Below are 20,224 nucleotides of genomic sequence, written 5' to 3' on the forward strand. Positions count from 1 at the left end.
GGGGCGATGGCCTTCCGGCGGGTCGATACGCCGGCGGGCGATGGCGGGCTGGACGACCGCGCCCTGCTGCTCGGCAGCGCGGAGACCGAGACCGGCTACATCGAGTATCTGCGCCGCACCTACCTGGTCGGCCCCTTCGGCGGGGGGGCGGAGCCGCGGCATTTCTGGATGTCGAAATACGAGGTGACGCGCACGCAGATGGAGGCCCTGCGCAACCCCGTCTGCCCGGCCGCGAACACGCCCGCGGCGCGGCTGCCCGCGGTGGAGGTGAGCTGGCTGGAGGCCGCGGAGGCGGCGCAGCGCTATTCGGGCTTCCTCGCGCGCAATGGCGGGCCGCGCCTGCCGCGGCGGGGTGGCGCGCCGGCCTTCGTGCGCCTGCCGACCGAGGCGGAGTGGGAATACGCGGCGCGCGGCGGTGCCGCGGTGGGGGAGGCCGAGTTCCAGGCCCGCACCTTCCCGATGCCGGAGGGGCCGGAAGCCTATGCCTGGTTCCAGGGCCCCCGCAGCGCCGCGGGCCGGCTTTCGCCGATCGGCCTGAAGCGCCCCAATCCGCTGGGGCTGCACGACATGCTGGGCAATGCGGCGGAATGGGCGCTGGAGCCCTTCCGGCTCAACCGCGTCGGCCGGCAGCACGGGCTGGCGGGCGGGCTGGTGGCGCGGGGCGGGGATTACCGCAACACCGGGGAGGCGCAGCTGCGATCGAGCCTCCGCATCGAATACGCGCCCTATGACGCCACCAGCGGCGAGCCCACGCGCATCACCACCGTGGGCTTTCGCTTCGTCCTGGCGGCGGCGGCGCAGGGGAGCCTTGCGGATACGGCGGCGCTGCGCACGGCCTTCGAGGCCGAGACCCGCGCCCGCGCCAGCACGCAGGACGACCCCGCGGCGCTGATCGCGGCGCTGCGGCGGGAACAATCGGACCCCGCCATGCAGACGGCGCTGGACCGGCTCGGCGCGGCCTATGCGCGCGAGACGCGGGAGAGGACGGACCGGGCCCGGGTCGCCGCGCGGGCGCAGGTGCAGGCGGCGGCGGTGCTGTCCCGCAACGTCTTCATCGCCCAGCAGCGCGCGAACGGCCTGCAGGGCATGGTGGAGAACCCCGGCGCCTTCGGCGCCACGCCGCAGCAGGCCCAGGCCTGGCGCCCCATGCTGGCGGCGGTGCAGGCGGAGGTGGAGGGCGGCGTCCGCGCCTATGCCGCCATCATCGCGCAGCTCTCCCAGGCCAGCGACGTGCCGCTGCCTGCGGAGCTGGAGGTGGTGAGCCAGGAGCTGCGCGCGCAGAACGTGCCGGCGCTGCTGCCCTATGTCGCGCTGGTCGGCACCCATGCGGCGGCGGCGCTGCGCGGCAGCGTGCCGCCCATGGCGGTGCTGCGGGCCGATATCCTGCGCACCACCGCCCCGGCCTCGCCGCGATGAGACTGCAAGCGGGCGCCGGCGCCCGCTATATCCAGGTGCATCGATCCCGGGAGACCCCCTTGTTCCTGCGCGCCGCCGCCCTGGCCGCCCTGCCCCTCGCCATCGCCCTGCCCGCCCGCGCCCAGTCCTTCGAGGGTCCGGTGACGGGCACGCTGGATTGCCCGGCGCGCAGCCTGTTCGACAGCGGCAGCACGCCCGTGCGCGGCCAGGTGCGCAACGGGGAGATGACGGTGACGCTGCCGGAGGTGGTGGTGAGCGGCCGGATCCTGAACCTCGGCGCCGCGGCGGTGCGGCTGGAGGGGGAGGCGCGACAGGTGACGGCCGCCTTCACCGGCGTGGTCATGGCGGGCGGCCAGCTGCATGCCCGCGGCCTGGTCGGCGACCGGCCCTGCAACCTGAACCTGGTGCTGTCCAGCGGCGCCGCGCCGCAGGCCCGGCCCCCGGTGAGCCAGGCGCCGGTCAGCCAGGCGCCGGTCAGCCAGGCGCCGGTCAGCCAGGCCCCGGCGCCCGTGCCGGCGGCGGGCGGCGGCAGCCTGGACGGCACCTGGACCGGCACGGTGAACTGCCCGACGCGGGACCTCTCCGACAGCGGGGAGATGGCGGCGCGCGCCACTGTCGCGAACAATGTGCTGAGCCTTGCCTTCGAGGATGTCCGCATGCAGGGGCGGATCATCGGCGTGAACCCGACGCCGCTGATGCGGCTGGATGGCCAGGGCCCGCGCAGCGGCGCCGCCAGCTTCGACGCGGTGATCGTGACGCCCCAGCGCATCCATGCGCGCGGCCTGGTCGGCCAGCAGCCCTGCAACGTGAACCTGGTGCCGGCGCGAGCGGTGCCGCCGCCCGTCCAGGCCGTGCCGAGGCCGACCGCGCCGCCGGTCCAGCAGGCGGCGCGCCCGCCGGTGGATGGCGGCGTCGGCAAGCCCGGCGGGCCGATGAGCCAGGGCGCGCCGGGCTTCGGGGATGAGAAATCGCCCATCCCCGGCCCGACTCCGCCGGCGCCGGAACCCGTGCGCCCGCCGCCCGTCGCCAGCGCGCCCCGCCCCGTGCTGCCCGGCCCGGCCCCGGCCGCGACGCCCGCGCCAACCCCGGCACCGGCTGCCCGGCCGCCCAGCCCGGCCGCGGCGGACCAGCTGGCCTGCGCCCTGGCGGGCACCTGCCCGCCGCCGCAGCGCTAGGCCATGTTCACGCCGGGCGGAATCGCCCGGCGACCCGGAAAAGGCGCGACAACAATGCTCTAGGCCGGCCGCGCGGCCGGCGCGCGGCGCCGCAGGCGCGTCAGCCCGAAGGCCGCGGCGATGCCGAAGGCCAGCACGGCGATGGCGATGATCGGGCGGTAGAACAGCCAGGCCACCGCGATCACGCCCGGCGCCAGCACCAGCGTCAGCACCCCCGCCACCAGGCTGGTGCCGAAGCCCACCAGCCAGCCCAGCGGCGGGATGACATCCGCCAGCACCTTCACCGGCCGCATCAGCAGCGCGAAGGCCACGAACATCAGCACCGCCCCCACCGCGCGCAGCACCCAGGTGAGGAAGGCGTTCCCCTCCTCCGCCGCGCGGAACATCTCGGCCGGGGTGCGGCGGCCGGCCTCCACCATCATCAGCCGGTCGCCGGCGCGGGTGGCGTAGGGGGCGAAGCCCTCGCCGGATTGCGCGGCGATGACGGAGATCGCCTCCGGCCGCGCCGCCGTCCAGGTGATGCGGAGGTCGCCGATGCGGGGATTGGCGGGGTCCGCGCCGATGTAGCGCAGCGCCTCGCCCGCCCCGGGCGGGGTCAGGGTTTCGCCCGCCGGCAGGCTGCCCAGCTGCGCCTCCGTCAGCCGGTAGCCGTTCAGCGTCACGCCCTGGGCCAGGAAGGTGCGGCTGGCCTGGCGGGGCGTCGGGTTCTGGTGGCCATCCGGCTGGCGGAAACGGGCGCTGTCGATGCGGCCCTCCGCCCAACCCCTGACGTAGCGGTAGGTGGTCACCGTCTCCGTCCCGCCGCCGAGCTTGTTGCGCGTCTCGCTTTCCTGCTCCTCCCGCCACTGGAACATCTCCACCGTGCGCACCAGGCGCAGCGTGCCATCGGGCGGCGCCGCGCCGAATTCGGGGTCGCGCGGGGGCGTGGCGATGCGGGCGGGGCCGGCGACATGGACCAGGCGGCCTTCATTGGCGCGGTCCAGGCGTTCCACCGGCAGCACCAGGCCCGCGCCCTCCGCCAGGGATTGCGCGGTCTGCACGGCGCGGCCCTCGTTCCAGAACAGCAGCACGGAGGAGCCGGGGACCAGGACCAGGCCGATCAGCAGCCCCGTCAGCGCGCCGCCGAGGCGCGAGAACCAGGATTGGCTGGTGGTCTCGGTGAAGACGTCCTCGACTCCATCGACGGGCATGCGCGTTCTCCTTCGTTCCGGCATGGGTAGCAGGACAGGGTTGCCTGTCCATTGCCGCGGGTGTCGCGTTGTTTCGGGGCAGGCGGCTGGCCGGGCCGCCGCGGCTGGGGTTAGATGGCGCGGCCCCGCCGAACGGACGCGCATGCGCTACTCCATCCTTTCCATCCTGCGGAACGCGCTGGCCGGCAACCGCGCCTGGACGCCGGTCTGGCGCTTCCCTGAACCGCGCGCGGCCTATGACACCATCATCGTCGGCGGCGGCGGGCATGGGCTGGCCACGGCGCATTACCTGGCGAAGCTGCACGGCATCACGGATGTGGCGGTGGTGGAGAAGGGGTATCTCGGCTCCGGCAATGTGGGGCGCAACACCACCATCATCCGGTCCAACTACCTGCTGCCCGGCAACACGCATTTCTACGAACACTCGATGAAGCTGTGGGAAGGGCTGGAGCAGGACATCAACTACAACGCCATGGTCAGCCAGCGTGGCGTGCTGAACCTGGCGCATAGCGACGGGCAGCGGGATGCCTATGCAAGGCGCGGCAATGCGATGCGCATCGCGGGCGTGGATGCGGAACTGCTGGATGCGGCGCAGGTGAAGGCCATGCTGCCGCTGCTGAACACGGACAATCCGCGCTTTCCCGTGAAGGGCGGGCTGCTGCAGCGCCGCGGCGGCACGGTGCGGCATGATGCCGTGGCCTGGGGCTATGCCCGCGCCGCCGATCAGCGCGGCGTCGACCTGCTGCAGAATACGGAAGTCACCGGCATTCGCGTGGAGGGTGGCCTCGTGCGCGGCGTGGAGACCACGCGCGGCTTCATCGCGGCGAAGCGCGTCGGGCTTGCCGTGGCGGGCAACACCTCCCGCGTCGCGGCGATGGCGGGGCTGCGCCTGCCGATCGAAAGCCACGTGCTGCAGGCCTTCGTCAGCGAGGCCGTGAAGCCGATGATCGACTGCGTCGTCACCTATGGCGCCGGCCATTTCTATGTCAGCCAGTCCGACAAGGGCGGGCTGGTCTTCGGCGGCGACATCGATGGCTACAATTCCTACGCCCAGCGCGGCGGGCTGCCGGTGGTGGAGGATGTGATGGAGGGCGGCGTGCAGCTCTTCCCCGCCATGTCCCGCCTCCGCTACCTGCGGCAATGGGGCGGCATCATGGACATGTCGATGGATGGCTCGCCCATCATCGACCGCACGCCGGTCGAGGGCCTCTTCCTGAATTGCGGCTGGTGCTATGGCGGCTTCAAGGCGACGCCGGCTTCCGGCTGGTGCTTCGCGCATACCATCGCGACCGGGGAGCCCCATGCGCTGAACGCCGCCTTCCGGCTGGACCGCTTCGCCAGCGGCGCCGTGCTGGACGAGAAGGGAGTCGGCGCCCAGCCGAACCTGCATTAGTGCTGATCCCCTGCCCCTTCTGCGGCCCGCGCGGCAGCGCGGAGTTCGTGACCATCGGATCGAAGTCGCCGCCACGCCCGGCGCCCGATGCGCCGCCCGAGGCGTGGCACGATTACGTCAATCTGCGGGAGAATCCCGCGGGGCTGCATGAGGAGCTGTGGCAGCACGTCCATGGTTGCCGGCAATGGCTGGTGGTGACGCGCGACACGCGCAACCACGCCATCGCCGCCGTGAAGGCCGCGCGGCCATGACCCGGCTTCCGACCGGCGGCGTGATCGACCGCGCGACCACGCTGCGCTTCACCTTCGATGGCCGCCCCTATACCGGCCATGCCGGCGATACGCTGGCCTCCGCGCTGCTGGCCCATGGCGTCACGCTGATGGGACGCAGCTTCAAGTACCACCGCCCGCGCGGTGTCTGGGGCATCGGCGCCGAGGAACCCAACGCGCTGGTGGAGCTGCGCGGCGGCGCGCGGCGCGAACCCAATACGCGCGCCACGGTGGCGGAGCTGTTCGACGGGCTGGAGGCCACGTCCCAGAACCGCTGGCCGAGCCTGCGCTTCGATGCCATGGCGGTGAACGGGATGCTCGGCCCCGTCTTCTCCGCCGGCTTCTACTACAAGACCTTCATGTGGCCGGCCTCCTTCTGGGAGAAGGTCTATGAACCGCTGATCCGCCGCGCCGCCGGGTTGGGCCGCGCGGCGGAGGCGCCGGACCCGGATGGCTATGAGCGCGCGCACCTGTTCTGCGACGTGCTGGTGATCGGCGCCGGCCCCGCGGGGCTGGCGGCGGCGCTGGCGGCGGCGTGCACCGGCGCGCGGGTGGTGCTGGCGGATGAGGATTCGCGCCTCGGCGGCAGGCTTTTGCAAGACCGGCAGGAGATCGATGGCGCGCCGGCCGCGCTCTGGGCGGAGCAGGTGCTGGCGGAACTGCGCGCGATGCCCGACGTGACGCTGCTGCCGCGCACCACCGTCTTCGGCGTTTTCGACGATGGGCAATACGGCGCGCTGGAACGCGTGGCGGATCACCTGGCGGCGCCGCCACCCGGCACGCCGCGGCAGCGCGCCTGGACCATCGTGGCGAAGCGCGCGGTGCTGGCGGCGGGCGCGGTGGAACGGCCCATCGCCTTCGCGGGGAATGACCGCCCCGGCGTGATGTCGGCCGCCGCCGCGCGCGGCTACCTCAACCGCTTCGCGGTGCTGCCGGCCAGGCGCGCCGTGGTCTTCACCGCCGGCGACGATGGCTGGCGCACGGCGGCGGACCTGCTGGGCGCGGGCGCGGAGGTCACGGTGGTGGATGCGCGGCCGGTTGTGGCGCCCGCCGTCACGGCGATGGCCGCGAAGGCGCGCCAGGTGCTGGGCGGGCGCGTCACGGGCACCACCGGACGCCTGGCGCTGACCGGCGTGGAGATCGACGGCAACAGGATCGAGGCCGACCTGCTCGCCGTCGCCGGCGGCTGGAACCCGACGCTGAACCTCAGTGCGCATCACGGCGGCAGGCCCGTCTGGAACGAGGGCATCCACGCCTTCACCCCCGGCACGCCACCGCCCGGCCTTGCCGTGGCAGGTGCGGCGGCGGGGCGGATGACGCTCGCCGCCTGCCTGGCGGATGGCGCGGCCGCCGGCCTCGCCGCCGCGCGCGATGCGGGGCATGACGGCCAGGCGCTGACCCTGCCGCGCGCGGATGACGAACCCGCCGCGCTGGCGCCCTTCTTCCATGTGAAGGGCGGCCGGGGAAAAGCCTTCGTCGATTTCCAGCACGACGTCACCGGCGACGACATCGCGCTGGCCGCGCGCGAAGGATTCCGCAGCGTCGAGCATGCGAAGCGCTACACGACGCTCGGCATGGCGACGGACCAGGGCAAGACGGCGAATGTCGTGGGCCTCGCCATTCTCGCCGCGGAGACAGGGCGCACGATTCCCGAGACGGGCACGACGATGTTCCGCCCGCCCTACACGCCCGTCGCCATCGGCGCGCTGGCCGGGCATCATGTCGGCCGCGCCATCAAGCCCATACGCCGCACGCCGCTCCACGCCTGGGCCGCGCGCCACGGCGCGAGTTTCATCGAGACCGGCCCCTGGCTGCGCGCCGAATGGTATGCGCGCCCCGGGGAGAAGGGCTGGCGCGACAGCGTGGACCGGGAGGTGCTGAATGTCCGCGCCGCCGCGGGGGTCTGCGACGTCTCGACGCTGGGCAAGATCGAGGTGGTGGGACCGGGCGCGGCCGCGCTGCTCGACCTCGTCTATGCCAATGACATCGCGACCTTGCCGGTCGGCCGCATCCGCTACGGCGTGATGCTGCGGGAGGACGGCTTCGTCATGGATGACGGCACCGTCGCCCGCCTGGCGGAGGACCGCTTCTTCGTCACCACCACCACGGTGAATGCCGGCAAGGTGATGCAGCACATCGAGTTCTGCCACCAGCTGCTGCGCCCCGACCTCGATGTCGCGATCCTGTCCGTCACGGATGCCTGGGCGCAGGTCTCTCTGGCCGGGCCGCGGTCGCGCGACATCCTCTCCGCCATCACCAGCGCCGATGTCTCCAACGCCGCGCTGCCGCACATGGCCTGCTTGGAGGCGATGGTCGCCGGCAGCATTCCCGCGCGGCTCTACCGCCTCAGCTTTTCCGGCGAGCTGGCCTATGAGATCGGCGTGCCGCCCGATGACGCCGAGCGCTTCATGGAGGCGCTGATGGCGGCCGGCGCGCCGCAGGGCCTCTCGCCCTATGGCACGGAGGCGCTGGGCGTGCTGCGGATCGAGAAGGGCCATGCGGCGGGCGGCGAACTCAATGGCCAGACCACGGCGGGCGACCTCGGCCTCGGGCGCATGCTGTCGCGGAAGAAGGATTTCATCGGCCGCGCGATGGCGCAGCGGCCCGCCCTGACCGATCCCGCGCGGCCGGTGCTGGTCGGGCTGAAGGCGCTGGATGCCGCGCAGGTCATCAAGGCGGGATCGCATCTCTTCGAGCCCGGTGTCGCCATCAGCACCGACAATGACCTCGGCCACGTCACCTCCGCCTGCTGGTCGCCGCATCTCGGGCACATGATCGCGCTCGGGCTGCTCTCGGGCGGTACCGCGCGCATCGGCACACGGATACGCATCCACGATCCCGTGCGGGGGAACGATTCCGAGGCCGAGGTGGTGAAGCCCGTCTTCATCGACATCGAGGGAGGCCGCAGCCGTGGCTGACCTCACGCTGACGGAGGTCACGGGCCTGGCCTGCACCGCGCTGCACGGCCCGCCGGACCTGCTGCCCGGCCTGCCGCACCGCCCCGCCGCCGTCACCCTGCCGCAGGGGACGGCGATCTGGACCGCGCCGCGGCAATGGCTGCTGCTGCACGATCCCGCGACGCCGCCCGCCGTGCCGCCGGGCAACCGCACGCCGCTGACCGGCGCGCGCCGCATCCTGGAACTCGCCGGGCCGCGGGCGCGGGACGCGCTGGCGACCATCCTGCCGATCGACCTGCACCCGCGCGCCTTCCCCGATGGCGCCGCGGCCGCCACCATCGGCGCCTATATCCCGCTGCTGGTCTGGCGCCAGGGCGAGGCCTTCCGGCTCGCCTGCTACCGATCCTACGGCGACAGCCTGGTGGAGACGCTGCACACCGCCATGCGCGGCCGCGCATAAGGACGAACCCGATGCCCTTCTTCGACCGCGGCCCCGTCCGCATCCATTACGAGGAAGCGGGTTCCGGCTTCCCGCTGCTGCGGATCCCGGGCGGCGGGCTCAATTCCACCATCCCCTTCGTGCGGGAGAAGGGGCCCTTCGACGCGCTCGCCACCTTCAGCGACGAATTCCGCTGCATCACCCTCGATTTGCGCAATGCGGAGGGCGGGGGATCGCACGGCCCGCTGGAGCCCGACCGCCCCTGGGACTGCCACACGGATGACCAGCTGGCGCTGATGGACCATCTCGGCATCGATCGCTTCGGCGTGCTGGGCTTCTGCATCGGCGGGCCCTTCATCTGGAACCTGCTGAAGCGCGCGGGCCATCGCATCCCCGCCGCCATCCTGGCGCAGCCCAGCGGCTTCCGGCCGGAAAAGCCGACGCTGTTCTACGACAACAACATGGCGGGCTGAGGCCCCGCGCTTTGCGCACGCCGCCCCGACATCTCCATGGCGCAGGTGGAGCAGTATCTGCGCCGCATGTATGCGACCGATCCGGACTTCGTCCTCACCGTCACGCGCGACTTCGTGCGGGCATGCCAGACGCCGGTGATGATCCTGCCGGATGACGTGCCCGCGCATCCCTATGCCGTGGCGATGGAGGCCGCGATGCTGGCGCCGCAGGCGCAGCTCAGCCTCTATCCCTGGAAGGATCCGCCATCGCGCATCCCGATGGCGGTGCGCCACATGCGAAGCTTCCTCCGCGCACACACGCCGCGCTGAGTCTATCGCCTTGCAGACATGCCATGCATGTCTGCCCTCAGTTGCCGGCGCGGCCACCCGGCCGCTTGGCTCCGCGCCACCGGGCGCGGCGCCCATTCGGGCGCTCGGCCGGCTACGCCGGCCGCAGGTGAACCCATCATGCCGATGGTATCACAAGCGCCGCAGCGCCTCGATCGCCTGTTCCGGCCGCTCCACCGTGATGGCGCCGGCGGCCTGCAGCGCCGCCAGCTTCGCCGCCGCCGTCTCCCGCTCCGCCCCCGCCAGCGCGCCCGCATGGCCCATGCGCGTGCCCGCCGGCGCATGCCTTCCCATCACCAGCGCGACGAGCGGCTTGCCGAGCGCGGGCAGCGCCTCCGCCAGCGCATATTCCTTGTCGCCGCCAAGCTCCCCGCAATAGAGCACCGCCTCCGTCGCGGAATCCCGCGCGAGCACCGCGAGATATTCATGCGGGTTGCGCCCGATGACGAGGTCGCCGCCCATATGGATGACGGCGCGCTGCCCGATGCCGGCCTCCGTCAGCAGCCGCGCGATGGCCAGCGTCAGCGTCCCGCTGCGGCACAGCAGGGTCACGCGCCCCGGCGTGATGAATTCCGGCGCGATGGAGCCCAGCAGCACCTGCCCCGGCACGGCGAGCCCCAGCGTGTTCGGCCCCACCAGCCAGCACCCGGCCTCCCGCGCCGCCACCGCGGCCTTCAGGCTGTCATGCACCGGCACGTATTCCGCCGCGGCGACGATCAGCGGGATGCGCGCCGCGCAGCAATCCCGCACCGCATCCAGCACGCCATCCGGCGGCGTGTAGAGCACCGCCGCATCGGCAGGCGCATCGAGCTGCGAGAGGTCGTCCAGCAACGGCAGCCCATCCTGCATCGTGCCGCCGCGCCCGGGCGCGATGCCCGCCACCACGCGCGTGCCGGCGGTCCGCATGGCGGCGACCTGCGCGCTGGCGTAGCGTCCCGTGGGGTTGACGATGACGACGCGTTGCGGCGCGCTGTGCAGGAAGGCCGGGGTCATGGAGGCGGAGCATGCGGTTGACGGAGTGGGACGGCAAGGTGGCGCTCCGCCGCCACGGCATCGCGCTGCCCGATGCGGTGCTGATCCGGGATGATGCCGCACCGGCAGGCTTCGGCGATGCCGTGGTCAAGGCGCAACTGCTGGAAGGCGGCCGCGGCAAGCGCGGCCTGGTGCGGCGCGCGGAAGGCGACGTGGCGGGCACCGCGCGCGCCATCCGCGGCATCCTGGGCGATGCCACGGCGCCGCTGATGCTGGAACAGCCCGTCGCCATCGCGCAGGAGATCTTCCTGGCGCTGCGCGTGGACGGCACCGCCCAGGCGATCGAGGTCCTCTGCGCGCCGGAAGGCGGCGTGGAGGTCGAGAGCGGCGCGCCCCCGCTCCGCTTCCACCTGCTGCCGGAAGCGCCCGGCGCCATTGCCACCGCGCTGCGCGCGCTGCGCACCCGCTTCGCGCCCGATCTCGCCGCGCGCCTCGCGCGCCTCGCGCTCCGCCTCGCCCGCGTGATGGTGGCGGAGGATCTGGAGAGCCTGGAGATCAACCCCCTCGCCCGCCTGGCCGATGGCAGCCTCGTCGCCTGCGACTGCAAGGCGGTACGGGATGAGGCCGCTTCCTTCCGCCACGACGCGGCCGGCACCGCCCTTTCCGCCGCGCTGGAGGAAGCGGCGCTGACGCCGCTGGAACGCCGCGCGCGCGACCAGGGCTTCCAGATGGTGGAGATTCCCGGCGGGCGCGTCGCCATGGTCACGGCCGGCGCCGGGCTCGGCATGATGATGCTGGACCTGCTCGGCGATGCCGGCTGCCCCGCCGCCTGCTTCATGGACAACGCCCAGGGCGGCCCGGCCGAGACCGCGCCGCAGCGCTTCGCCGCGGCCTTCGAGATGGCGGAACGGCCCGGCATCGACGCGGTGCTGTTCTACACCACCCTCGCCTCCCGCCCGCTCAAGGGCCGGGTGGAGGCGCTGGCGGCGGCGCTGCGGGAGAAACCCTCCCCCAAGCCGCTCTTCGTCGGCCTGGCCGCCGGCCACGCCGCGCTGGCGGGCTATTCGATGGAGCGTGCGGCCGCGGACCTCGCCGCCGTCGGCGTCACGGCGCTGGAGGCGGACCCGCATGCGCTGGTCCGCCGCCTGGCGGAGGCGATCGGCCCGCGCCTATAGCACCGCATAGACGTCGTAGATGGGGCCATCGGGAAAGCGATGCCCCACCGCCACGGCCAGCAGGCGGTTCAGCCATTCATGCGGCCCTGGCCCCGTCTCGAACCGGATCGCGGTGCGCATGTAGTAGCTGCCGACCGGCACGGCCTCACCGGCCGCCATGCGGGAGGCGACCTCCGGCGGCGCATGCCGCACACCCTGGTAGGTGATACCGATCACCTGGCCGTCATCGGCCTGCAGCGTGGCCCGCACATCGAGCCGCGTGGCGCCGTCATTCCCCGTCAGCAGCCAGTCGGCCCCGCCCGGCAGCACCAGGCCGTTCAGCCCCGGCCCGTGGAAGCGCCCGCCGGTGATCAGCCCGATGCGGCGGTCGCCGAGCGGCATGTCGCCGATCACCTGCGGCGCGGCGACGGCGATTTCCATGCGGAACAGGAAATCCGTCGCCAGCGCCATGCGCGGGGTCCCGGTGCTCATCGCTGGCGCCAGGGCAGGCCATCGGCCTTCCAGCCGGCGACGCCGCCGCGATGCCCCTCGCCATCCACCGGGCCCTCGAAGCCATCGGCCACGTTGAAGGCATGCGGGAAGCCCGCCGCCTGCGCCGCCTGGCCCGCCGCCAGGCTGCGCGCGCCCGACCGGCAGATGAAATAGAGCTTGGAGAGCGGCGTCGCGCCGGCGCGGTGCAGATGCTCCGCGAAGGCGCCGTTCACCTGCATGGTCGGATAGACCTGCCACGGGATCAGCACGACCTGCTTGCCGATGCCGGACAGATCCGGCACGCCGACGAAATTCCACTCCGCATCGGTGCGGACATCGACCAGCACCGCCTCCGGGTCTTCCGACAGCGCCTGGAACGTGGCGCGGGGACTGATATCCGGCACACCGGCCATGGGGACACTCCCTTGGATGTGAAGGCGGGAAGGATGGCCAAGGCGCAATCCGGCCGCAACCTTCCTGGCACCCCGGCCTTCTCCGCCGGGACACTGCAAGGACCCGTAGCACCCATGTCAGGAATCGCCCAGGACCAACGCGTGCCGCTGACCGGCCGCGATATCGAGTTGACCGAGACGGACGTGCCCGTCGCCGACCACCGCGACGCGCTCGGCCGCCCCATCCGCGCCACCTGGGGGCAGGCCATCATGCAGGACCTGCCCTGGATCATCGCGCTGGTCGCGCTGATCGCCTTCGATATCGCGGCGCTCAGCGGCTATTTCCGCTGAGGCGGAGGGGGTGACGGCGCAGCCTGCGGCGGCGCCGGCGCCTGAGCAGGTTCAGGCGGTTTCCCTGAAGATTTCCCGTCCGATGAGAAGCCGCCTGATCTCGCTGGTGCCGGCGCCAATCTCATACAGCTTGGCGTCGCGCAGCAGCCGCCCCGCGGGATAGTCGTTGATGTAGCCATTCCCGCCCAGGATCTGGATGGCATCGAGCGCCGCCTTGGTCGCGGCCTCCGCGGCGAAGAGGATCGCCCCCGCCGCATCCTTCCGCGTGGTGCGCCCGCGGTCGCAGGCCCGCGCCACGGCATAGACATAGGCGCGGCAGGCATTCAGCTGCGTGTACATGTCCGCGACCTTGCCCTGGATGAACTGGAATTCCCCGATCGGCTGACCGAACTGCTTGCGGTCATGGATGTAGGGCACGACGAGGTCGAGGCAGGCCTGCAGGATGCCGATCGGCCCCGCCGCCAGCACGGCCCGCTCATAATCCAGCCCCGACATCAGCACGCGCACGCCGCCGCCCACGGCGCCCAGCACATTCTCCGCCGGCACCTCGCAATCCTCGAAGACCAGCTCGCTGGTGGGGCTGCCGCGCATGCCGAGCTTGTCGAGCTTCTGCGCCGGCCGGAATCCCTTGAAGCCGCGCTCGATCAGGAAGGCGGTGATGCCCTTGGGCCCGGCGGCGGGATCGGTCTTCGCATAGACCACCAGCGTCTCCGCGTAATGCGCGTTGGTGATCCACAGCTTGGTGCCGTTCAGCACCCAGCGGTCGCCGCGCTTCTCCGCCCGCAGCTTCATGGAGACGACGTCGGAGCCCGCGGAGGGCTCGCTCATCGCCAGCGCGCCCAGATGCTCCCCGCTGATGAGCTTAGGCAGGTAGCGGCGCTTCTGCTCCTCCGTCCCGTTGCGGCGGATCTGGTTGACGCAGAGGTTGCTGTGGGCGCCATAGGAAAGCCCGACGGAGGCGCTGGCCCGGCTCACCTCCTCCATCGCCACGCAATGCGCCAGGTAGCCCATGCCGGCGCCGCCATACTCCTCCTCCACCGTGATGCCATGCAGGCCGAGCGCGCCCATTTCCGGCCAGAGGTAGCGCGGGAATTCGTCGGTGCGGTCGATCTCCGCCGCGATGGGCGCGACGCGCGAATCGGAGAAGGCGCGCACGCTGTCGCGCAGCGCATCGACCTCATCGCCCAGGTCGAAATCGAGCAGCGGGAGCTGGTTGGCGGCCATGGGGTTCAGTCCTTCGTCGCGAAGCGGCGTCGCAGCTCGCCGCGCATGATCTTGCCAGTTGTCGTCTGGGGCAGCGCCTCCACGAACTCCACCTGGCGGGGATAGAGATGGCCCGCGAGGCGCGTCGCCACGCTGCGCTGGATGTCGCTGACCAGCGCCTGGTCCGCCACGATGCCGGGCTTCGGCACCACCACGGCGCAGACGCGTTCCGTGCGCAGCGCATCCGGCAGGCCGATCACCGCCACCGCCGCGACGGCCGGATGCGCGAGGAGAAAATCCTCGATCTCGCCAGGGCCGATGCGATAGCCGGCGGAGGTGATGACATCATCGTCGCGGCCGACGAAGGTGACGTAATCCTCCTCATCCATCACCGCCTGGTCGCCGGTCAGCAGCCAGTCGCCGTGGAACTTGGCGGCCGTCGCCTCCGGCCTGTTCCAGTAGCCCAGGAACATCACGGGATCGGGCGCGCGGATGGCGATGGTGCCCTCCGCCCCGCGCGGCAGCACCGCGCCATCGGGGCCGAGGATCGCGACCTCATGCCCCGGCACCGGCTTGCCGATGGCGCCGGGCTTGACGGGAAAGAGGCCCGCGCAGGAGGCGATGGTGAGGTTGCATTCGGTCTGGCCATAGAACTCGTTGATCGTGAGCCCGAAGGCGCCGCGGCCCCATTCCAGCATCTCCGCGCCCAGGCTCTCCCCCCCGCTGCCGACGCTGCGCAGGTCCAGCCCGAAGCGCGCGGGGTCCGGCACCTGGCGCAGCATGCGCAGCGCCGTGGGCGGCAGGAAGGCGTTGCGCACGCGGTAATGCGCCATCAGCCGCAGGGCGTATTCGGGGTCGAACTTCGCCATGCGATGCGCGACGACGGTGACGCCGTGGAACAGGCTGGGCAGCAGCACGTCCAGCAGCCCGCCGATCCAGGCCCAGTCCGCCGGCGTCCAGAAGGTGTCCTCCGGCTGCGGGAAGAATTCATGCGGCATCTCCACGCCCGGCAGATGCCCGCGCAGCACCCGATGGCCATGCAGCGCGCCCTTCGGGCTGCCCGTGGTGCCGCTGGTGTAGATGATGAGGGCGGGATCGTCCGGCCCCGTCGCGACGCAGTCATGCCGGTCGCTCGCGGGTTCGATCAGCTTGTGCAGGTCCGCGCCGCCATCGATGTCCAGCACATGGCGCAGCGCCGGCAGCTGGTCGCGGATGAAGCGCAGCTTCCCCGCGCCGACGCCATCCGTCACCAGCGCCACCGCGCCGCAATCGCGCAGCCGGTAGGCCAGCGCTTCCTCTCCGAACAGGGTGAAGAGCGGCACGGAGATCGCGCCGATGCGCCAGGCCGCGAGATGCGTCAGCAGCGTTTCCTGGCATTGCGGCAGCAGCACGCCGATCCGGTCCCCGCGCCCGATGCCCATGGCGAGGAAGAGATTCGCAAGCTTGCAGGAACGGTGGCGGAGATCGTCATAGCCGATGAGTTCCGTGATGCCGTCGCCCAGGACCTGCATCATCGCCAGGCGCCGGCTGCCATCCGCCCAGCGGTCGCAGACTTCCTCCGCCAGGTTGCAGCGCGCGGGAATCTCCCAGCGGAACGCGGCGCGGATCGCCTCGTAGCGGCCGCGCATCATGCGGGGCGCGTGTCGTCGATCACCTTGCCGTCATTCGGCAGGGCGCCGGGTTCCAGCAATTCGACGACGCCGCGCAGCCGCGTATGGCCCTGCAGGCTGCGCGCCAGGCTTTCCACCAGGCTCGCATCGCGCACCGGCGTCTCCACGCGCAGCACCATCGTGTCCCGCGTCCCGTCCAGCCCGATGACGAGCCGCGCGCGGCCGAGGCCCGGATGGTCCCGCATCACCGCCGCCACCTGTTCCGGCCGCACGAACATCCCGCGCACCTTGGCCGCCTGGTCCGCGCGCCCCATCCAGCCCCTGATGCGCATGTTGGTGCGCCCGCAGGGCGAGGCGCCGGGCAGCACGGCGGAGAGGTCGCCCGTCGCGAAGCGGATCAGCGGATAGGTGTCGTTGAAGGTGGTGACGAGAACCTCGCCGACCTCGCCCTCCGGCACCGGGTCGCCGGTGCCGGGGCGCACGATTTCCAGCACCACATCCTCATCGACGATCAGCCCCTCCCGCGCCTCCGACTCATAGGCGACGAGGCCGAGATCGGCGGTGCCGTAGCTCTGCAGCACCGTCATGCCGCGCGCGGCGTAGAAGGCGCGCAGCCCGGGCAGATAGGCGCCGCCCGTGACGTGGCCGAGCTTCAGCGACGACAGATCGAGGCCGAGCGCGTCGCCGGCTTCCAGGATCGCCTTGAGAAAATCGGGCGTGCCCGCGTAGCAGGCGGGCCGCAGATGCGCCGCCGCGCGCGCCTGGCTTTCCGTGTTGCCGGGACCGGCGGGGAAGACGGGGCAGCCCAGCGCCCGCGCGCCTTCCTCCAGCATCATGCCGGCGGGGGTGAAGTGGTAGGCGAAGCAGTTGTGCAGCAGCTGCCCGGCGCGCAGCCCCGTGGCGTGCAGCGCGCGCGCGAAGCGCCAGGGATCGCGGCCCTCCGGCTGCGGTTCATGGATGGGCCCCGGCGAGGCGAAGACGCGCGGCAAATCGCCCAGCGGCAGGGTCGTGAAGCCGCCAAGCGGCGGTGCCGCCGCCTGCGCCTCGATCAGCGCGGATTTGCGCGTGACGGGCAGGCGCGCCAGCGCCGCGCGATCCGTGACGGCCGCGGGATCGATGCCATCCAGCAGCGCCGCATAGGCCGGCGCCCGCGCCCTGGCCCGCGCCACCAGGCGCGGCAGCGCGGCCCGCAGCGCGTCCTGCCGCGCCTCCGCGCCGCGCGTCTCCCGCTCGTCGTAATGCGCCGTCACAGCCACCGCTTCCGTCGCTTGTAGGATTTCAGGTTGCGGAAGGATTTGCGGTCCGCGCCATGGCCGCCGAGATAGAATTCCTTCACATCCTCGTTGTTCGCCAGCGCCTCCGCGCTGCCATCCAGCACCACCTTGCCCTGCTCCATCACATAGCCATGGGAGGCAACGGAGAGCGCCATGCGCGCATTCTGCTCGACGAGCAGGATGGTGATGCCGAGATCCTCGTTCAGCTTGCGGATGATCCCGAAGACCTCCTTCACCAGAAGCGGCGACAGGCCCATGGAGGGCTCGTCCATCAGGATCAGCGTCGGGCGCGCCATCAGCGCGCGGCCGATCGCCAGCATCTGCTGTTCGCCGCCGCTAAGGTAGCCCGCCAGACCCGTGCGTTCCTTCAACCGCGGGAAGTAGTCATAGACCATCTCGATGTCGCGCTTCACGCCCGCGCCATCGCTGCGCGTGAAGGCGCCGAGGCGGAGATTCTCCAGGCAGGTCATGTCGCTGATGATCCGCCGGCCTTCCATCACCTGGAAGATGCCCTTGCGGACGATCTGGTGCGCCTCCACGCCGTTCAGCCGTTCGCCGGCGAAGCGGATGTCGCCGCGCGTCACCTCCCCTTCCTCCGACTTCAGCAGGCCGGAGATCGCCTTCAGCGTGGTGGACTTGCCCGCGCCATTGGCGCCCAGCAGCGCCACGATCCTTCCCTTCGGCACCGCGAGCGACAGGCCGCGCAGCACCAGGATGACGTCGTTGTAGACCACCTCGATGTTGTTCACTTCCAGCAGCGGTGGCTCCCCCGTCGCCGGGGGAGCCGTTGCCGGAAGCGTCGCCGCCTCGCTCACCAGCCGAGCCAGTCGCGGCGGCGCTCAAGCTCCACCACCGTCACGGGTTCCACCTTGATGGTGCCGGCCTGCACCAGCTCCGCCACCGAACCCGCGGCGGTGTTGCCGTTGACGACGGCGCGGTAGATGCCGACTCGCAGCGTGCCGCGATGGTCATCCGGCGCGAAGGAGGAGGGGTTGCAAACGCCCTCGAAGCCCCGCGGCACCCAGTTCTGGCGGGCGTAGAAGCCCTCCCGGATCCGCTCCGCCGCCACCTGGCCGCCATTGGCGCCGGCGGTCTCCATCGCCTCCACCATCAGCATCGCGCTGCAGATGCCGGCGAGGTAGTGGACGGGCCGATAGGCCGTGCCGGCGGCATCCGAGATGCGGCTGATCTCCCTGACCGCGCGCATGCCCGGCACGTCCTGGCCCCAGACGGCGCCGGTGCGCACGGGGAAGATGACGCCATTCGCCGCCGTGCCCGCGGCCTTCATCGCATTCTCGTCCATGCCCCAGACATTGCCCATGAACTGGACATTCACGCCGGCGGTCTGGCAGGCGCGGAGCACGGAGATGTTGGACCCCGCGGTGTTGCCGAGATAGGCGTAGTTCGCGCCGCCATTGCGCAGCGTCAGGCATTGCGCGGTGTAGTCGCCCGGCGTCAGCGCGAACTGGATCGCCGGCAGCACATCGAAGCCGAGTTCCCGCGCCAGCGTCTCACCGGCTTCCTTCGGCGAATTCGGGTAGGGGTGGTTCGCGCCCATGTGGACGTATTTCGGCCGCCCCTGCTGGCCGCGCGCGCGCCAATCCTGCGCCGCCCATTGCAGCATGGCGCGCAGCGCATCCGAATAGGACGGGCCGTAGAAGAAGTTGAAGGGCGCGGCCTCCACGCCCTGGCGGCCGGAACGCCCCGCGGCATCCGTCAGCGTCGCGGCATAGGATCCGCTGATATAGGGGATGCGGTCGCGCGTGACGAAGCGGACCAGCGCTTCCGTATCCGCCGTGCCCCAGCCCTGGATGGCGACGACGCGCTGGCGGCCCGTCCAGGCCTGGTACTGGCTGACCGCGCGCGGCGCGGCATAGCCGTAGTCGAAGCCGGAGACGTCGAGCTGCCGGCCATTGATGCCGTTGCGCGTGCGGTTCACCCACTGCAAGGCATCGGCGACGCCCTGGCCATAGGGCACGCCCACATCGCTGGTGGCGCCCGAATTGTCCATGAGGTGCCCGACCGGGATGCGCTGCGCCGCGGCCGGCAGCGCCGCCGCCATGGCCGCCACGGCCCCCATCAGCAGATGCTTCACCTTCATCGCCTTGATCCTCCCATGCGCCGGCTTCTGCCGGTCAGTGTGAATACGGGTAGAGCTTCCAGTACGCCTTGATCAGGCGCCACCGCCTCGCGAGCCCATCGGGCTCGAAGATCAGGAACAGGATGATGGCCGCGCCCACCACCATCTCCCGCAGGAAGGAGATGGAGGCGCCGAGGCGCAGCGCTTGGTCGATCGCACTCCCCGCCAGCGCCTCCGCCCCCCATTGCGTCACCTCCGGCAGCATCACCATGAAGGCCGCGCCCATCAGGCTGCCCATGACGGAACCCAGCCCGCCGATGATGACCATGCCGAGGAACTGGATGGAGAAGAGGATGTTGAAGGCCTCCACGCTGACGAAGAGCAGGTAGTGGGCGTAGAGCGCGCCGCCGATGCCGGCATAGAGGCTCGCGATGCCGAAGCTCAGCGTGCGGTAATAGGCCAGGTTGATGCCCATCATCTCCGCGGACAGGTAATGGTCCCGCACCGCCACCAGCGCTCGTCCGTCGCGGGAGCGCATGAGGTTGGCGGCGCCCACGAACATGATCACCACCCAGGCCAGCGTCAGGTAGAAATAGGTCTCGTCCCGGTCGAAGGCGAAGCCGAACAGCACGGGGCTTTCCGTCATCCGCCCCGCCACGCCGCCGGTGAACCAGCGCGCGCGGGCGAAGAAATCCTCCAGGATGAACTGCGCCGCCAGCGTCGCGATGGCGAGATACAAGCCCTTCAGCCGGGCCGCCGGCGCACCGAAGACCAGCCCGATCAGCGCCGTCACGATCCCCGCCAGCGGGATGCAGAGCATGACGGGCACGCCGAGATGTTCATGCAGCCAGGCGGAGGTGAAGGCGCCGAGCCCGAAGAAGGCTGCATGCCCGATGCTGATCTGCCCGGTGAAGCCCACCAGGATGTTCAGCCCGAGCGCCGCGATGCCGAGGAAGCCGATATTGATCAGCAGGCTGAGTTCGTACCGCCCCAGCAGCAGCGGCGCGCAGCAGAGAAGCGCGAGCCCGATGAACAGCGCGATGCGGCTGTTGCGCGTCGGGAAGATGGTGGTGTCGGCGCGGTAGCTGGTGCGGTAGTCGCCGGCGGGGGTCATGGC

The 20,224-nt window shown here is 71.6% G+C and carries 20 protein-coding genes; 10 read left to right on the forward strand and 10 right to left on the reverse strand.

Going from position 1 to position 20,224, the window contains the following annotated elements; translation table 11 throughout:
- The first annotated feature begins 6 nt into the window (after positions 1-6).
- Both JJI54_RS27585 and JJI54_RS27590 read left to right on the forward strand, forming a co-directional pair.
- Positions 7-1,416: a formylglycine-generating enzyme family protein gene (locus JJI54_RS27585; protein WP_203076644.1), complete on the forward strand. Its 1,410-nt coding sequence runs from the start codon at positions 7-9 to the stop codon at positions 1,414-1,416.
- A 59-nt stretch (positions 1,417-1,475) separates the two neighbouring features.
- The gene (locus JJI54_RS27590) at positions 1,476-2,591 is read left to right on the forward strand and encodes a hypothetical protein (protein ID WP_203076645.1); all 1,116 of its coding nucleotides are present in this window, start codon (positions 1,476-1,478) and stop codon (positions 2,589-2,591) included.
- A 59-nt stretch (positions 2,592-2,650) separates the two neighbouring features.
- Here JJI54_RS27590 and JJI54_RS27595 read toward each other — a convergent pair whose 3' ends face one another.
- Positions 2,651-3,781, reverse strand: coding sequence for a TMEM43 family protein (locus JJI54_RS27595; protein ID WP_203076646.1), 1,131 nt, complete (start codon positions 3,779-3,781; stop codon positions 2,651-2,653).
- A 142-nt stretch (positions 3,782-3,923) separates the two neighbouring features.
- Here JJI54_RS27595 and JJI54_RS27600 point away from each other — a divergent pair, with 142 nt between their 5' ends.
- From JJI54_RS27600 to JJI54_RS27625, 6 genes are read left to right on the forward strand one after another with little or no spacing between them, the layout of a single operon-like run.
- On the forward strand, positions 3,924-5,174 hold the full coding sequence (locus JJI54_RS27600) for a sarcosine oxidase subunit beta family protein (protein ID WP_203076647.1): 1,251 nt from the start codon (positions 3,924-3,926) through the stop codon (positions 5,172-5,174).
- Positions 5,174-5,425, forward strand: a complete 252-nt coding sequence (locus tag JJI54_RS27605) for a sarcosine oxidase subunit delta (protein WP_203076648.1) — start codon at positions 5,174-5,176, stop codon at positions 5,423-5,425. The genes JJI54_RS27600 and JJI54_RS27605 overlap by 1 nt, the downstream gene beginning before the upstream one ends.
- Positions 5,422-8,361, forward strand: coding sequence for a sarcosine oxidase subunit alpha family protein (locus JJI54_RS27610; protein WP_203076649.1), 2,940 nt, complete (start codon positions 5,422-5,424; stop codon positions 8,359-8,361). Before JJI54_RS27605 ends, JJI54_RS27610 begins: the two co-directional genes overlap by 4 nt.
- On the forward strand, positions 8,354-8,800 hold the full coding sequence (locus tag JJI54_RS27615; RefSeq protein WP_203076650.1) for a sarcosine oxidase subunit gamma: 447 nt from the start codon (positions 8,354-8,356) through the stop codon (positions 8,798-8,800). Before JJI54_RS27610 ends, JJI54_RS27615 begins: the two co-directional genes overlap by 8 nt.
- Positions 8,801-8,811: 11 nt before the next feature.
- The gene (locus tag JJI54_RS27620) at positions 8,812-9,252 is read left to right on the forward strand and encodes an alpha/beta fold hydrolase (protein WP_203076651.1); all 441 of its coding nucleotides are present in this window, start codon (positions 8,812-8,814) and stop codon (positions 9,250-9,252) included.
- A 36-nt stretch (positions 9,253-9,288) separates the two neighbouring features.
- On the forward strand, positions 9,289-9,561 hold the full coding sequence (locus tag JJI54_RS27625) for a hypothetical protein (protein ID WP_203076652.1): 273 nt from the start codon (positions 9,289-9,291) through the stop codon (positions 9,559-9,561).
- A 150-nt stretch (positions 9,562-9,711) separates the two neighbouring features.
- Here the strand turns inward: JJI54_RS27625 and JJI54_RS27630 are convergent, their stop codons facing one another.
- Positions 9,712-10,572 carry a CoA-binding protein gene (locus tag JJI54_RS27630; RefSeq protein ID WP_203076653.1) on the reverse strand — a complete coding sequence of 287 codons (861 nt, stop codon included), beginning with the start codon at positions 10,570-10,572 and terminating at the stop codon, positions 9,712-9,714.
- Positions 10,573-10,583: 11 nt separating this feature from the next.
- On the opposite strand from JJI54_RS27630, the gene JJI54_RS27635 reads away from it, so the two are divergent.
- Positions 10,584-11,726: an ATP-grasp domain-containing protein gene (locus tag JJI54_RS27635; RefSeq protein ID WP_203076654.1), complete on the forward strand. Its 1,143-nt coding sequence runs from the start codon at positions 10,584-10,586 to the stop codon at positions 11,724-11,726.
- Here the strand turns inward: JJI54_RS27635 and JJI54_RS27640 are convergent.
- Together JJI54_RS27640 and JJI54_RS27645 are read right to left on the reverse strand one after the other, a co-directional pair.
- The gene (locus JJI54_RS27640; RefSeq protein ID WP_203076655.1) at positions 11,721-12,197 is read right to left on the reverse strand and encodes a DUF3237 domain-containing protein; all 477 of its coding nucleotides are present in this window, start codon (positions 12,195-12,197) and stop codon (positions 11,721-11,723) included. The genes JJI54_RS27635 and JJI54_RS27640 overlap by 6 nt on opposite strands.
- Entirely contained in the window at positions 12,194-12,610 is a 417-nt protein-coding gene (locus tag JJI54_RS27645) for a rhodanese-like domain-containing protein (RefSeq protein ID WP_203076656.1), read from the reverse strand. Before JJI54_RS27645 ends, JJI54_RS27640 begins: the two co-directional genes overlap by 4 nt.
- A gap of 114 nt (positions 12,611-12,724) precedes the next feature.
- Here JJI54_RS27645 and JJI54_RS27650 point away from each other — a divergent pair, with 114 nt between their 5' ends.
- Positions 12,725-12,940 carry a hypothetical protein gene (locus JJI54_RS27650; RefSeq protein ID WP_203076657.1) on the forward strand — a complete coding sequence of 72 codons (216 nt, stop codon included), beginning with the start codon at positions 12,725-12,727 and terminating at the stop codon, positions 12,938-12,940.
- Between the two features lie 51 nt (positions 12,941-12,991).
- On the opposite strand, the gene JJI54_RS27655 is transcribed toward JJI54_RS27650, so the two are convergent.
- From JJI54_RS27655 to JJI54_RS27680, 6 genes are read right to left on the reverse strand one after another with little or no spacing between them, the layout of a single operon-like run.
- Positions 12,992-14,164 carry an isovaleryl-CoA dehydrogenase gene (locus JJI54_RS27655; protein WP_203076658.1) on the reverse strand — a complete coding sequence of 391 codons (1,173 nt, stop codon included), beginning with the start codon at positions 14,162-14,164 and terminating at the stop codon, positions 12,992-12,994.
- Positions 14,165-14,169: 5 nt separating this feature from the next.
- Positions 14,170-15,774 carry an AMP-binding protein gene (locus tag JJI54_RS27660; RefSeq protein WP_203076659.1) on the reverse strand — a complete coding sequence of 535 codons (1,605 nt, stop codon included), beginning with the start codon at positions 15,772-15,774 and terminating at the stop codon, positions 14,170-14,172.
- Positions 15,771-17,009: a phenylacetate--CoA ligase family protein gene (locus tag JJI54_RS27665; RefSeq protein WP_318987598.1), complete on the reverse strand. Its 1,239-nt coding sequence runs from the start codon at positions 17,007-17,009 to the stop codon at positions 15,771-15,773. Before JJI54_RS27665 ends, JJI54_RS27660 begins: the two co-directional genes overlap by 4 nt.
- Positions 17,000-17,842: an ABC transporter ATP-binding protein gene (locus JJI54_RS27670; protein WP_318987599.1), complete on the reverse strand. Its 843-nt coding sequence runs from the start codon at positions 17,840-17,842 to the stop codon at positions 17,000-17,002. The genes JJI54_RS27665 and JJI54_RS27670 overlap by 10 nt, the downstream gene beginning before the upstream one ends.
- On the reverse strand, positions 17,839-19,128 hold the full coding sequence (locus tag JJI54_RS27675) for an ABC transporter substrate-binding protein (protein WP_203076660.1): 1,290 nt from the start codon (positions 19,126-19,128) through the stop codon (positions 17,839-17,841). Before JJI54_RS27675 ends, JJI54_RS27670 begins: the two co-directional genes overlap by 4 nt.
- A gap of 34 nt (positions 19,129-19,162) precedes the next feature.
- Positions 19,163-20,221, reverse strand: coding sequence for a branched-chain amino acid ABC transporter permease (locus JJI54_RS27680; RefSeq protein WP_456305618.1), 1,059 nt, complete (start codon positions 20,219-20,221; stop codon positions 19,163-19,165).
- Between the last annotated feature and the right edge of the window lie 3 nt (positions 20,222-20,224).

The sequence above is a fragment of the Falsiroseomonas ponticola genome (genome assembly GCF_016805305.1).
Taxonomy (GTDB): Bacteria; Pseudomonadota; Alphaproteobacteria; order Acetobacterales; family Acetobacteraceae; genus Falsiroseomonas; species Falsiroseomonas ponticola.

Coding starts and splice junctions, on each gene's coding strand:
- JJI54_RS27650 (WP_203076657.1), top strand. CDS start 12,725: ATGTCAGGAATCGCCCAGGACCAACGCGTGCCGCTGACCGGCCGCGAT.
- JJI54_RS27600 (WP_203076647.1), top strand. CDS start 3,924: ATGCGCTACTCCATCCTTTCCATCCTGCGGAACGCGCTGGCCGGCAAC.
- JJI54_RS27640 (WP_203076655.1), bottom strand. CDS start 12,197: ATGAGCACCGGGACCCCGCGCATGGCGCTGGCGACGGATTTCCTGTTC.
- JJI54_RS27660 (WP_203076659.1), bottom strand. CDS start 15,774: ATGATGCGCGGCCGCTACGAGGCGATCCGCGCCGCGTTCCGCTGGGAG.
- JJI54_RS27610 (WP_203076649.1), top strand. CDS start 5,422: ATGACCCGGCTTCCGACCGGCGGCGTGATCGACCGCGCGACCACGCTG.
- JJI54_RS27635 (WP_203076654.1), top strand. CDS start 10,584: ATGCGGTTGACGGAGTGGGACGGCAAGGTGGCGCTCCGCCGCCACGGC.
- JJI54_RS27680 (WP_456305618.1), bottom strand. CDS start 20,221: ATGACCCCCGCCGGCGACTACCGCACCAGCTACCGCGCCGACACCACC.
- JJI54_RS27595 (WP_203076646.1), bottom strand. CDS start 3,781: ATGCCCGTCGATGGAGTCGAGGACGTCTTCACCGAGACCACCAGCCAA.
- JJI54_RS27645 (WP_203076656.1), bottom strand. CDS start 12,610: ATGGCCGGTGTGCCGGATATCAGTCCCCGCGCCACGTTCCAGGCGCTG.
- JJI54_RS27625 (WP_203076652.1), top strand. CDS start 9,289: ATGGCGCAGGTGGAGCAGTATCTGCGCCGCATGTATGCGACCGATCCG.
- JJI54_RS27630 (WP_203076653.1), bottom strand. CDS start 10,572: ATGACCCCGGCCTTCCTGCACAGCGCGCCGCAACGCGTCGTCATCGTC.
- JJI54_RS27585 (WP_203076644.1), top strand. CDS start 7: ATGGCCTTCCGGCGGGTCGATACGCCGGCGGGCGATGGCGGGCTGGAC.
- JJI54_RS27620 (WP_203076651.1), top strand. CDS start 8,812: ATGCCCTTCTTCGACCGCGGCCCCGTCCGCATCCATTACGAGGAAGCG.
- JJI54_RS27655 (WP_203076658.1), bottom strand. CDS start 14,164: ATGGCCGCCAACCAGCTCCCGCTGCTCGATTTCGACCTGGGCGATGAG.
- JJI54_RS27675 (WP_203076660.1), bottom strand. CDS start 19,128: ATGAAGGTGAAGCATCTGCTGATGGGGGCCGTGGCGGCCATGGCGGCG.